12 protein-coding genes are annotated in these 12,763 nt (G+C 69.5%); all 12 read left to right on the top strand.

What is annotated here, in order from left to right; all coding sequences use genetic code 11:
• The first annotated feature begins 666 nt into the window (after positions 1-666).
• From RZN05_RS00245 to RZN05_RS00190, 12 genes are read left to right on the top strand one after another with little or no spacing between them, the layout of a single operon-like run.
• Positions 667-1,263: a Pvc16 family protein gene (locus RZN05_RS00245; RefSeq protein WP_317224619.1), complete on the top strand. Its 597-nt coding sequence runs from the start codon at positions 667-669 to the stop codon at positions 1,261-1,263.
• Positions 1,241-2,074: a hypothetical protein gene (locus RZN05_RS00240; RefSeq protein WP_317224618.1), complete on the top strand. Its 834-nt coding sequence runs from the start codon at positions 1,241-1,243 to the stop codon at positions 2,072-2,074. Before RZN05_RS00245 ends, RZN05_RS00240 begins: the two co-directional genes overlap by 23 nt.
• 28 nt (positions 2,075-2,102) lie before the next feature.
• Positions 2,103-3,725, top strand: a complete 1,623-nt coding sequence (locus RZN05_RS00235; RefSeq protein WP_317224617.1) for a phage tail sheath family protein — start codon at positions 2,103-2,105, stop codon at positions 3,723-3,725.
• 36 nt (positions 3,726-3,761) lie between these two features.
• The gene (locus RZN05_RS00230; protein ID WP_317224616.1) at positions 3,762-4,235 is read left to right on the top strand and encodes a phage tail protein; all 474 of its coding nucleotides are present in this window, start codon (positions 3,762-3,764) and stop codon (positions 4,233-4,235) included.
• A gap of 7 nt (positions 4,236-4,242) precedes the next feature.
• The gene (locus tag RZN05_RS00225; protein ID WP_317224615.1) at positions 4,243-4,671 is read left to right on the top strand and encodes a phage tail protein; all 429 of its coding nucleotides are present in this window, start codon (positions 4,243-4,245) and stop codon (positions 4,669-4,671) included.
• 3 nt (positions 4,672-4,674) lie between these two features.
• Positions 4,675-5,118 carry a phage tail protein gene (locus RZN05_RS00220; protein ID WP_317224614.1) on the top strand — a complete coding sequence of 148 codons (444 nt, stop codon included), beginning with the start codon at positions 4,675-4,677 and terminating at the stop codon, positions 5,116-5,118.
• The gene (locus tag RZN05_RS00215; RefSeq protein WP_317224613.1) at positions 5,118-5,285 is read left to right on the top strand and encodes a DUF5908 family protein; all 168 of its coding nucleotides are present in this window, start codon (positions 5,118-5,120) and stop codon (positions 5,283-5,285) included. The genes RZN05_RS00220 and RZN05_RS00215 overlap by 1 nt, the downstream gene beginning before the upstream one ends.
• A gap of 3 nt (positions 5,286-5,288) precedes the next feature.
• Positions 5,289-6,005: a CIS tube protein gene (locus RZN05_RS00210; RefSeq protein ID WP_317224612.1), complete on the top strand. Its 717-nt coding sequence runs from the start codon at positions 5,289-5,291 to the stop codon at positions 6,003-6,005.
• Positions 6,006-6,009: 4 nt separating this feature from the next.
• Positions 6,010-7,629 carry a phage baseplate assembly protein V gene (locus RZN05_RS00205; protein WP_317224611.1) on the top strand — a complete coding sequence of 540 codons (1,620 nt, stop codon included), beginning with the start codon at positions 6,010-6,012 and terminating at the stop codon, positions 7,627-7,629.
• Entirely contained in the window at positions 7,616-8,059 is a 444-nt protein-coding gene (locus RZN05_RS00200; protein WP_317224610.1) for a GPW/gp25 family protein, read from the top strand. Before RZN05_RS00205 ends, RZN05_RS00200 begins: the two co-directional genes overlap by 14 nt.
• A complete protein-coding gene (locus RZN05_RS00195) occupies positions 8,056-8,484 on the top strand; it encodes a hypothetical protein (RefSeq protein WP_317224609.1) in 429 nt (142 codons plus the stop codon). The genes RZN05_RS00200 and RZN05_RS00195 overlap by 4 nt, the downstream gene beginning before the upstream one ends.
• Positions 8,484-12,761: a baseplate J/gp47 family protein gene (locus tag RZN05_RS00190; protein WP_317224608.1), complete on the top strand. Its 4,278-nt coding sequence runs from the start codon at positions 8,484-8,486 to the stop codon at positions 12,759-12,761. Before RZN05_RS00195 ends, RZN05_RS00190 begins: the two co-directional genes overlap by 1 nt.
• Positions 12,762-12,763 lie beyond the last annotated feature (2 nt).

Genomic DNA, 12,763 nt, shown 5'->3' with positions numbered 1-12,763 from the left:
CGCAGCACAGCCCGAGCCGCCGCAACCACATGGCCCCTTGCGGCGAAGGACGGGCGGCCCGGCCGGAGCGCTGGCGCCGCCCTCGCCGCCCGTCCCGCCGCCAAGCGCCCGTGCTGCGAGTGCATCGGCGTGGCGCTCGGCCGGGTCCTCGACAGCGCCCAGTTCGAAGGGGGGGACAGGCTGCCGCTGCGGAGGCGATGCCGCGGGCGCGCCTCGCGCCGCACCGACACGGCCCGCACCGCGGCGGTTCGACCGGGACTCTGCACGCCCCTGGTCCGCGTCTCTCTCGGATTCCCGCGCGCGCACCCGCTCACCCGGCCGGGCGCACGGCGCATGTCTTGCAGGCGCCGAACCGCGTTTCGAACTCGATCACCGGAGGCCCGGCGTTCTTCCGCAGCAAGTCATCCCCCCGGCGGCCGATCGTGATGGCGCAGGCTATCATATCGCACGGCCCAAGAATAGAACCGGCTCAAGTTCTTATGAAGAATAGTCAAAATGAACTTCCCGGAGCGCGATAGAATCGCTTGCGCGCGCGCCAATCGATAGTTTACTTATCTATTGATCGGAAATCACCGATAACGTGATTCGAGTCGATTCCGTGGGGGGATTGCGCGTGTTCGAACGTGGCCGTCATATTTCAGTTACATATAAGACGAGTCCAGTTCGATGATCGATCGCGCCATGCTCTTTGTCCGCGATCGACTGAACGAGCATATCGCGCGCTGTTCGGGATCGGTCGATGCGGGGCTTGGAGAGGCTATAGTCTTTCCTGATGGCGACAAGCTTGACCCGCTCACCTTGAAGGTCGGCGCGGTTAATATGCTGCTCGTCAACATGGAGCAGGAAATGGTGATGCGCGCGGACGATCCGTTTGCACGCACGCTCAATGACGGCTCGACTCTAGCGGTACAGCCTGCGCTGCGGCTCAACTTGATGATATTGTTCGTTGCGCGGTATCGCGCCTATGACGCGGGGCTCGCCGCGCTGTTCGCCGTGCTGCATTTCTTCCAGTCCAACCGGGTGTTCGAGGCCCGCGCCTTCCCCGATCTGGATCCGCGGATCGGGCGGTTGGTCGTGGAATTGTCGACATTGCCGGTGACGCAGCAGAACGACCTGTGGGCGTCGCTGCGGCTGGCCTATCATCCGTCGCTGCTCTTCCGCATGCGGATGCTTACGATCGAGCAGGATGCCGACGCCGCGCCGGCGCCCGCGGTCAGCGAACCCCAACGGGACGTCGGACATGCCGTACCGGCCCTTGCTTGAGCTCGCCGCCACGCACGCCTATCTGGGCGAGGGCAGCCTGCCGGGTTCGGCGCTGGTCCCCGATGCCGCGACCGCAGCGCGGCTGCGCGGGCTGCGGCTGATCGCCAAGCCCAGCGGCAGCAGCTTCACGATCTTCGGCGAGTTCGACGCCAAGAACGCGTTGCGCGTGCCGCTGACTGCCCCGGTCACGCTCCGCTTCGCGATCGAGCGGCCCGCGGCAGAACTGCTCTACGCCACCGACCTCGCCGCGCTCGGCACCGCGTCGCTGTACACCGACAAGGGCGCGCCGGCAGGCACGCCGCAACAGCTTCGCCGGCAACCGCGGGAGGAGCAGGACGATCCCCGTCCCTTCGCGCTGGTGTCGGTGCAATTGACCCCCGCCAACGTCAAGACGGCGATCACGGGGGGGCCACGCCGGTGCGTGGCCGCGCTGCCCGTCGCGACGGCGCGCTGGTGCTATTATCTCGTCACCGACCTGCCCAATCCGGTCGCGCAATGGCGCATCGCGCGCGGCGACGGGGCGAGCGGCCCAGCCCCCGCCTTCCGCGACGCCGGCCGGGCCGAGCTTACCGCCCCCGCCGCCGACGATGCGACCGGGACCGAGCTGCGCCGGCGCAACCCCGGGCTCCGCGTGCTGCGCTTCCTCTCCGACGCGCCGTTCGCCGCCAGCCGATCGGCGGTGCGCGGGCTCGAGCTCCATGTCGGCACGACGCGGTTGTTCGGCGCGCTGCCCAATCCTTCACCTGGCGCCACCATTCGCATCGGCGACGCCGCAGCCTTCAACCAGACACTTCGCGTGGTGACTGCCTGACTGAACACTGATCGAAAGGGGAATAGCCGTGCAACTCAAGACTCCCGGCGTCTATATCGAAGAAGTCGCGACCCTGCCGCCGTCGGTGGCCGAGGTCTCGACTGCGGTCCCGGCCTTTATCGGCTATGTCGAGCGCGGCGACGCCGCGGCGCGGATCGGCAGCTTCCTCGAATATCAGGCATTGTTCGGATCGGCGGCAGCCGCCAAGTTCGAAGTCGCCGTCCCGGCCGATCCCGCCGACACGAGCTTCACGATCGAGCGCACCGAGGACGCTGCGGCCGCGACCCTGTTCTACGCGGTCAATCACTATTTCGCGAACGGCGGCGGGCCGTGCTGGATCATCCCGGTCGGCGGTGGCGCCACGGCCGCGGCCGACTTCGCCGCGGGCCTGGCCCGTCTGGAGCAGGAGGACGAGCCGACGCTGATCCTGTTCCCGCAGGCGGCCGACCGGCTCGAAATGGCCGATTATGGCGCACTCGTCCAGGCGGCGCTCGCCCAGTGCAACCGGCTCAAGGACCGCTTCGTGCTGCTCGACGTGCCCGACGGCGACGTCACCGGCTTCCGCGGCGCGGTGGGCAACAACTACCTCTCCTACGCCGCGGCCTATCATCCCTATCTCGCGACCACGCTCACCTGGCAGACCGACGACGCCAATGTCAGCGTCGAGCGGATGACCGGGGGCGTCACCAGCTTCCGCAAGGACTTCCCCGATGCCGGCGGCGGCCTGACCATCGCCTTTTCCGGCGCTGCCGACGCGGCGCCGCGCGTGCGCGTGGTAATAGGCACCGCCGCCGATGCGGCGACGTTCAAGCTCGAGGGCAAGCTGCTGACGATCAGCAATGCCGGCGGCAAGACCGGCGCGCAGCTCGCCGACGCGTGGCAGGCGCTGGCCGACAAGCCGGCGGGCTATTCGATCGGCAAGCAGGGCACCGGCGAAGGCACGCTCGCCGCGACCGCCGCGGCTGGGACCGCGCTGGTCGCGCAGGCCACCAGCGGCCCGCTCGGCGACCTCAAGGTCACCCAGACCGCGCTGTACAACCGGATCAAGGAAGCGGTCTCGAAGGTCCGCGTCACGCTGCCGCCGAGCGCGGCGGTGGCGGGTGCCTATGCCGCGATGGACCGCGACCGCGGGGTGTGGCGCGCGCCCGCCAATGTCAGCCTCAACGCGACGATCGGCCCGGTCACGCGCGTGACCGATGCCGACCAGGAGAATCTCAACGTCGATCCCGATGCGGGCAAGTCGATCAACGTGGTGCGCGCCTTTGCCGGCAAGGGCACGCTGATCTGGGGCGCGCGCACGCTCGCGGGCAACGACAATGAATGGCGCTACGTGCCGGTCCGCCGGCTGTTCATCACGATCGAGGAATCGACGCGCAAGGCGAGCGCCTTCGCCGTGTTCGAGCCCAACGACGCCACCACGTGGCTCAAGGTCAAGGGCATGATCGAGAGTTATCTCTACACCCTGTGGGAGCGCGGCGCGCTGGCCGGGTCGAAGCCGGAGGCGGCCTATTACGTTAATGTCGGCCTGGGCCGGACGATGACGCCGCAGGACGTGCTCGAAGGACGCCTCATCGTCGAGATCGGCATCGCCGCGGTGCGCCCCGCCGAATTCGTCGTGCTGCGCTTCATGCATCGGCTCCAGCAGGCCTGAGCCCGCCTTTCTCCTCTGGTTTGAAGGATATCCGTCATGGCCGTCACCGCTGCCGAAATCCGGCAATCCTACCCCCTCCCCGTCTATAATTTCCGAGTCGAGATCGGCTCGGAAGCGATCGGCTTCTCCGAGGTCTCGGGCCTCAGCATGGGGTTCGAGATCACCACCTATAAGGAAAGCGCCGTCGAAAGCGGTGCGCCGGGCCCGCGCACGCTGCACATGCCCACCCAGCATACCGCGCCGACGATCACGCTCAAAAAGGGGCTGGTGCGCGGCACCAGCGTCAACACGCTCTACAAATGGTTCGCGTCGACCGCGCTCAACCAGGTCGAGAAGCGCGACGTGTTCGTGCGGCTGTGCGACGAGGCGGGCGCGCCGGTGATCTCGTGGCGCATCATCAATGCCTTCCCCTCGAAGCTCGACGCGCCGACCTTCGACGCCAAGTCGAACGACATCGCGATCGAATCGATGGAATTGCGCGCCGACCGCATCACCGTCGAGGAGGCGTAATCCTTCGATGGCCAGCGCGCCCCCGCTCCTCGCCAACGGCTTTCGCGCCACGCTCGCCGGGGAGTCGGTGGCGTTTGCCGAGGTGACCGGGCTGACCTTCGAGCGCGAGCAATCGACGTACAAGCACGGCCTGAGCGAATGGGAAGGCGAGACGCTGCAGACCTATCGCTCGACCAAGCACCAGCGCCTCACCCTCAAGCGCGGGGTCTTCGCCCAGGACAGCCGCTTCTTCACCTGGCTGACGAGCGACGATGCCGAGGCGAGGCCGCTCGACGTGGCGCTGGTCGATGCGACGGGCACCCCGGTGCTCGTCTGGCGGATCCGCAGGGCGATCCCGGTCAAGCTCACCGGCCCCAGCCTGAACGCGAGCAGTTCGGAAGTCGCGGTCCAGACGCTCGATGTGATGGCGAGCGGCATCACGGTGGAGCGTCCGTGAGCCATGGACCCGATCGCCAACTTCCGCTTCGGCGTGTTCTTCTTCGCAGGCGGGCTGATCCCCAATCCGCTCGACATCCGCTTCCAGAGCGTCGGCGGGCTCAATGCCGAGATCGGCACGGTCACCCATCGCGAGGGCGGCGAGCTGCTCTATTCGCACCGGCTGCCCGATGCGATCACCTACCAGAATCTCGTGCTCAAGCGCGGCGTCACCGTCGGATCGCCGCTGACGATCGAGTTCAACGCGGCGATGACGCTGTTCAAGTTCGCGCCCTCGAACGTGCTGGTCACCGCGCTCAGCGAAGACAAGGTGCCGCTCGCGGGGTGGATGTTCATCCGCGCCTATCCGGTGCGCTGGCTGACCTCCGAGCTCAGCGCGGACAGCTCGTCGGTGATGATCGAGACGATGGAGCTCGCCTACGCGCGCATGCAAGTGGTGCGGGTCTGATGCCGATCGAGGTCCGCGAGCTGGTGATCCGGGCGATCGCCGAGGGCGCTGCCGCGGAGCGCGACGAGGAGCAGGCGCCGGTGTTCGACGCCGACGCCCGGGCGCTGCTGGTTCGCGACTGCGTGGCCGAGGTGATGCGCCAGCTCCGCCGCGCACAGGAGCCCTGAGCGATGGGCTTCCCCGACATCTTCAAGCTCGAGAAGCTCAAGATCGAAGCCTATTCGAACCGCGAACGCACGTCGAAGATCGGCGAGTTCGAGGCGATGTTCAACCCGACCACGCTGACCCAGTCGTTCGGCGTGCTGTACGAAGCGGCGAGCGACGCGTCGGGCGCCAGCCACGAAGCGCGGTTCGTGCGCAAGAAGCCCGCCGACCTCAACGTCAAGCTGCTGCTCGACGGCACCGGCGTCGACACGATCGGGCTCGTCACGCTGTTCGGCAGCAAGCGCACGGTCGGCGAGCGGATCGGCGACTTCCTGCGGCTCGCCTATCAGGTCAACGGCGACACCCACCAGCCGAGCTTCCTGTGGGTGAAATGGGGCGAATGGGGCACCGAGCTGGGCCAGACCGGCTACAAGTGCCGGCTAAAGACCGCAGCAGTCGCCTATCAGAGCTTCAATCGCGACGGCTCGCCGCTACGCGCCGAGCTCGATCTCGCGCTCGTCTCGGACGATGAGCACGCCAATCAGCTTCGCATCGCCGGGCTTGCCTCGCCCGACGTCACCCATAGCCGCATCACCCGCGCCGGCGATACGGTCGCGAGCCTCACCCGCGAGATCTATGGCAGCCCGCAGCGCGTCGCCGCGGTCGCGCGGGTCAACGATCTCGACCAGCTTCGCGTCGTCGAGCCGGGCCGCGAACTCGTCTTCCCGCCGATCATCAGCTAGCCCGATGCCGCACGCCGTCCCCCTGGTCACCGTCGCGGGCGAGCCGATCCCGCCGGAATGCCTGCTCGTCTCGGTCGAGGTGGTGCGCGAGGTCGGCCGCGTGCCCTATGGCCGCATCGTCCTGATCGACGGCGATCTGCCGAGCCGAACCTTTCCCGCGCTCAACAGCGAGGCGCTGGTGCCCGGCGCCGCGGTATCGATCTCGGTGCGCGTCGACGAGACCACGACGGCGCTTTTCGCCGGCCTGATCGTCCGGCTGCGGATGGAAGTCAGCGGCGGATCGCCGCGGGTGGTGATCGAATGCAAGGACAAGGCGTGGCGGCTGACCCGGCCGCGCCGCAGCGCGGTCTATGCCGAGGGCAGCGATGCCGACGCGGTCGGCGCGGTGCTGACGCGCGCCGGGGTGGACCGGGGCGAACTGGCCGATGCCGGGCTGGTCCACCCCCAGCTCGTGCAATATGACGTCAGCGACTGGGATTTCATCCTGGCGCGTGCCGCGGCGACGGGGATGGCGATTACCGTCAAGGACGGCAAGCTGTCGATGCAGCCCTGGTCGGTCAGCGGGGCTGCGGCGCTGACCGTCGAGCTCGGGCTCGACGCGATCAACGATATCGAGCTCGAGCTCGACGCCACGACGCAGCCCGAGAGCATCGAGGCCGTGGGCTGGGATCTTCCCCAGGGAGCGCTCACCGCCGCCGCGGCCGCCACGTCGTTCGCGATCGCCCAGGGCGACGTCGATGCGGCCGATGCCGCCGCGGCGCTCGGGTTCGGCACCGCCACGCTGACCCATCTCGCGCCGCTGCCCAGCGCCGAGTTGCGCGCCTGGGCCGATGCCAGGCTCGCGCGCGAGCGGCTCGCGCTGCTGCGCGGGCGGGTGAATGTCGGCGGCACCGCGATCGACCCGCTCGACCTGATCGAGCTGCGCGGCGTCGGCGCGCGCTTCACCGGCACCGCGGTGGTGAGCGGGGTGCGCCATGTCGTCGAGACCAATGGCTGGTCGACCGATCTCCAATTGGGACTGCCGCAATCGACGCCCGCCCCGGGCGCGCCCTCGCTCGCGCCGCTGCCCGCGGTCCAGGGGTTGCGGATCGGCCTGGTCCACCAGTTCGAATCCGATCCCGCGGGCGAGCAGCGCGTCCGGGTGATGCTGCCCGGCGTCGGCGCGGGCGACGGGCTCGTCTGGGCACGGCTCGCCACGCCCGAGGCGGGGAGCAAGCGCGGCTATCTGTTCCGCCCGATGCCAGGCGACGAGGTCGTGGTGGGCTTCCTCGCCGACGATCCGCGCGAGCCGGTGGTGCTGGGGGCGCTGTACGGCTCGAAGAACGCGCCGCTCGACGCCTTCGCCACCGCGAGCGAGGACAATGAGGCCAAGGGCTTCGGCAGCGCCAACGCCTCGCTCGAGATCATCGACAAGTCCGACAAGACCGGGCTGGCGCTCAAGGCGAAGGGCTCGTCGCTCACCTTCGCGGTGGAAAGCGGCGCCGAGTCGATCACGATCGCCGACGGCAACGGCAACCAGCTGGTGCTCGACAAGGACGGCATCGCGCTCGTCTCGGCGAAGGACTTCAAGGTCGATGCCAGCGGCGACGTCATCATCAAGGGGACCCAGATTGGCCTCAACTGACGGCACCTTCATGTCGGGGGATGCCCCGTTCCTCGGGCGCGGCTGGGCGTTTCCGCCGAACTTCGGGCGCGGCGGCGGCGAGGTCGAGACCGTGGCGGGCGCCGCCGACGTCGCCGAGAGCCTGCGCATCCTCTTCGCCACCGAGATCGGCGAGCGGCCGATGCGCGAGGATTTCGGCGCCAGCCTGTCGCGCCACATGTTCGCGCAGATCGACCGGACCTTGCTCACCGACATGCGCTCGGCGATCCTCGCGGCGGTGATCGCGTGGGAGCCGCGCATCGACGTCGCAGGGCTCGACATCGCCGAGAGCGGCGACGAGCCCGGGCTGCTCACCATCTCGCTCTCTTATGTGCTGCGCGGCGCGAACTCGCGCTACAATTTCGTCTATCCCTTCTACATCCGCGAAGCCTCGGGATCGGCACGGCCATGAGCGACTTCGTCGTCGTCGACGGCGACCAGGCCATGTTCCTGCCGGCGTTCGGCGCGGCGATGGTGGTCGTGCAGCCGGGCGTCATCACCGGCAGCGGCCCGGCGACCGTGGGCGGCAAGGCGGTGTGCCTCGAAGGCGACGAGGGCTCGGTCAGCGTGCCGGGCTGCATGTACGTCGCGCCGCCATATGTGATCCCGGGCACCGGCACGCTCGAGATCGACCAGCTTGCCGGCGACCAGCTCACCCAGACGACGGTCGGCGGCGGCACCAAGCTGATCCTCAAGGGATCGATGTTCGTCGCCAAGTTCAGCGTCAACAGCCCGGCGCAGCAGCCCCAGGCGACCGGCCCGGTGCCCGACGCGACGCCGAGCTATTCGGGCAACGGCCAGTTCGTGACGACGAACATGACAGTGAAGGCAGCCTGATGCTCGAGGAACTCCGCGGCGGCGAGCGCGACGGCACGTCCCAGCGCGGACGGCTGCGCGCCGAGCTGGCACCCGATTATGTCCGGCTCGACGAGCGCTCTCCCGCCGACATGATCGCCTTCGCCCAGGCCTATGCCGAGCATCTGCTGTGGTACGATCCGGACGGCGAGGCGGGCGTGGCGGACGGGAACTGGGCGCCGATGTTCGCCGGGCTCGCCGCCAACCCCGGCGAGGGTCTGGTCAGCCACGCCGAGGCGGCCGCCTTCGCCGCGGATCCCGGGGCTTTTCTCGACCCGCGCTTCGCTACGCTGCGCAAGCCGCACATGATGCTGCTACTCGCCTGCGTGCGGCTGCTGCGCCACGGGCAGGACGCGATCAACGCAGTCGCCGATCGCCATTACGAGCACCAGCTGCGCGAGGTGCTGCGCCTCGAGCCCGCCCCCGCCCGCCCCGACCGCGCCTTCGTGCTGTTCGAGCTGGCCGCCGGCATTGCCGCCGCCGAGGCGCCCGAGGGGCTGCGGCTGCTTGCCGGGCGCGACGCCCGGCGGCGGGACCGGGTCTATCGGCTGGACGACACGCTGGTCGTCAATCGGGCGCGGGTGGCGGCGCTGGCGACGAGCATGGTCGATCGCGAAGTCGTCGGGCTGGCCGAGGCGCGCCACGCCGAGCCGGGGACGCCCGAGGAGAAATCGCTGGCGCTGCTGCGGCTGGCGTATGGCGTGCCGCGCCCCAGCGATCCGCTGCCGCCGCTGCGCGGGTCCGCGCTTACAGCGGCGCGCTGGCGGGCGCTGGTGCAGTTGCTGGCGTTCAGCCGCGCGACCCTGCGGCTCGAATTCTTCGAGCTGCGCACGCTGGTCGCGCGGAAGCGCCGCCGCGACGGCGCGGACGCGGACTGGAACCTCATCAACACCACACTGCAGACCGCCGGCCGGGCAAAGCGCGGCGACCCGCGCTGGCAGCTCGCGCCCGCCGACGCCCGCGATTTCGCCGCCAATTTCCTCAAGGCCTATGACGGCGATCCGATGAAGAATAACGGGCTCGAGGAAGTCGCCACCGTCGACGACCTGATGCTCCACCTCGACCGGCGCGACGTGCGCGCGTTCATCGAGACCAAGCTGTTCCTCACGGTGGATCGCCAGTTCGTGCCGATGATGGACGCCAAGCGCGCGGCCGATGCCGACTGGCGCGTGATCAACGGTTTCCTCGAAGTCGCCGGCCGCCGCATGCGGAGCGATCCCGCCTGGGCGTTTGCCCCAACGGCGCCGACGGCGTTCGACACTAACCTGAAGACGGCGCTCGGTGCGATCGACTGGGCGACCGCCGGGACGGAGGCCACGGGCGTCACCAGCGTCGGCAGCTATCTCGATCGCATCGCCGAGATCGAGGCCTGGTTCTTCCTCGCCGCCGAAAAGCTCGTCCGGCTGCTGCCGATCCTCGACGCGCCGGACCATGATCCGGCATGGGCCGACGCCCAGGCGCTGCTCGCCGAAGCGCATGCCCGGAAAGTCCGCAACGACGAGCGCGTGGCGATGCGGGGGGTGCGCGAAGCGAGCGGAGTCAAGGCGGCGCTGGCAGCCGCGACCGGCGAGGCGATCGACTCGCCCGCATTGCTCGATACGCTCGCGCGCTACGCCAGCGCCGCCGAAGTCGCGCTGGTCCGGACCGCGCTGGACGGCAGCGCCGACCCCGCGACGCTCGGCCAGGTCGACGAAATCCACGCGGCTTCGCGCCGGCGCCGGCTCGCGCTGCCCGAACCGGTCGCGGAGCGTACCTATTGGCACGCTTTGTGGGCGGAGGCCGACGCGCCCGCCGCAGCCGGGGAAGGTGTCGCCTGGCCGAGCTTCGGCGCAATTCCGAAGGAGGGCGATGCGGCGCGGCGGCCCAGCGCATTGGGCTGGGCGATCGCTTCGCCGGCGCTGGCGCTGTCGACCGGACGCCGCCGGATCGTCCTCACCCTTGCCTTCTACGACGACCAGGGCGGGGCGCTGCTCGACCCCACCGCCAAGACCGACGTGCCGCTCAAGCAGCCCTTCGCGCTTTCGCTGAGCGCCGGCAAGGAATGGCTCGCGATCGAAGGCGCCGAGTTCACTCAGGTCCGCTATGCCGACACCGCGGACATCGCCCCGCTCGAGCCCGCCAAGCCGCTGGTCGCGCTGCGCATCGCCTTCACGCTCGACGAATCGGATCCTGCCACCGCGCCGCCGCTCGCAGGGCCGACCGACCCGCGCTGGCCAGTGCTTCGTCTGGAGCTTCGCCCGGTCTGGAACGGCCAGCGCTTCGAGACCGCGTATGCGCGCTTCCGCACGCTCCGCCTGGCTCGCGCTCATCTCCGCGTCGTGGTCGGCCGGCAGGACGGCAAGGACGCTCCCGGGCTCTGGCCGCTCGATCTCGAGACCGATCACGGCCGCGCCGACGGCAAGAAGCCGTTCGAGCCGTTCGGCAGCACCGCGCCCCCCGGCGCCGAGTTAGCGATCGGGCATCCCGACCTGCTCAACAAGCGGCTGACGTCGCTGACGCTGCGCTGGCAGTGGCAGGGCGCCCCCGCCAACCTCGCCGCGCACTACGCCAATTATCCGGCGCGCACCTTCACCGCCCAATTCGCGTTGGTCGACGGCCGCGTCCGCACAACGGCGCTCGGCGCGCCCCAGCCGCTGTTCGGCGCCGACCCCAACGCCGCGATGCGCGGCGCCGATCTCACCCTCGGCACCGCCGCCCCCGCCGACCGCGTCGTCGAGCCGGATACTCGCTCGGTGCGCGACCGGCGGCGCTATCTGGTGATGACGCTGGCGGGCACCGGCTTCGGCCATCTCGAATATCCCGGGCTCTCCGCCGACAAGGCCATCGCGCTCGCCGCGGCGCTGCGCAATGGACCGGTGACCGATACCAGTGGCTATATCGTCCGGCCGCCCTACACCCCCAAGCTCAAGCAGCTCCAGCTCGACTTCGCCGCCACGCACGAAGTGGTCCTCAACCAATATCGCCGCGCCGACGCGGTCGACCGCCTCTATCACCTCCACCCGTTCGGCGTGGTCGAGGCGCCGGACAAGCCCGAAGGCGGCTGGACCCTGCTCCCTGCCTATGACGCCGAAGGTGCGCTCTATGTCGGCCTCGATCGTGTCGCCGCACCGCAGGCAGTGTCGCTGCTTTTCGAGACGGTTCCAGGCGGGGGCAGCGAGGATCGGCCGGTGGGCCTGCGCTGGTCCTATCTCGATGCCGGCGGCTGGACCGATCTGCCCGAACAGCCGCACGACACCACGCTCGGCCTCGCTCGCGCGGGGCTGATCCGCTTTGACCTGCCCGACGCCGACCCCGACGGACGCATGCCGCACGGCCCCTATTGGTTGCGTGCGACCGTCGACTCGGGCGCTGCTTCGGCCTCGGCGCTCGCCGGCGTCCACGCCCAGGCCGCCTCCGCCACCTTCCTCGACGATGGCGCGCCCCCCGAACATTATGCCGCCCCGCTCCCCGCCGGGACGATCCGCACGATCGCGGACAGCGCGCCTGGGCTGCTCAAGGTCGTCCAGCCCTATGCCGCCTTCGGCGGCGCGCCGGCCGAAGGCGATGCCGGCTTCCGGGTCCGCGCCGGGGAGCGGCTGCGCCACAAGGGGCGCGCGCTCACCGCCTGGGACTATGAGCATCTCGTGCTCGCCCGCTTTCCCGAAGTGCACAAGGTCAAGTGCCTGCCCGCGACGATGTCGGGCGGGCCCGGCAATGTCCGCCTGATCCTTGTCCCCGACATCCAGGCGCACCGCCTCGCCGATCCCTTCACGCCGCGTGCGCCGAGCAGCCTGCTCGACGAAGTGCGCGACTATCTCCAGCCGCTCGCGCCGTCGGTGGCCCGCATCGCAGTCGGCCATCCGCATTTCGTTCGGGTTCGGGTTCGGGTCGGCGTGCGCTTCCGCTCGCAGGCCGACGTCGCGTTCGAGAAGCGCCGGCTCAACGATGCGATCAACCGCCATCTTGCGCCCTGGGCGTATGAAGAAGGCGCCGAGGTCGCGCTCGGCCAGCGCATCGATGCAACGGCGCTCGTCGCGTTCATCGACGGGCTGCCCTATGTCGATTTCGTCGGCGGCTGCCGGCTGTTCCAGAGCGACGACGGCGAGGAATATCGGCCCGGCCCCGGCAGCGGCGAGGCCTCCTCGGCCAGCCGTCCGGACGCCGTGCTGACGCCGGCGCCCCGGCACGAGATCGACATCATCGACGACAATGTCTTCGTCGAACAGCGCTTCACCGGCATCGGATACATGAAAATCGAGCTCGACCTCGTGGTTTCCTGAGG

The organism is Sphingomonas sp. HF-S4, from assembly GCF_032911445.1.
In the GTDB taxonomy this organism is placed as follows: Bacteria; Pseudomonadota; Alphaproteobacteria; order Sphingomonadales; family Sphingomonadaceae; genus Sphingomonas; species Sphingomonas agrestis.
The sequence above is the reverse complement of the archived record's forward strand: the minus strand, read 5'-3'. Positions and strand labels throughout refer to the sequence as shown.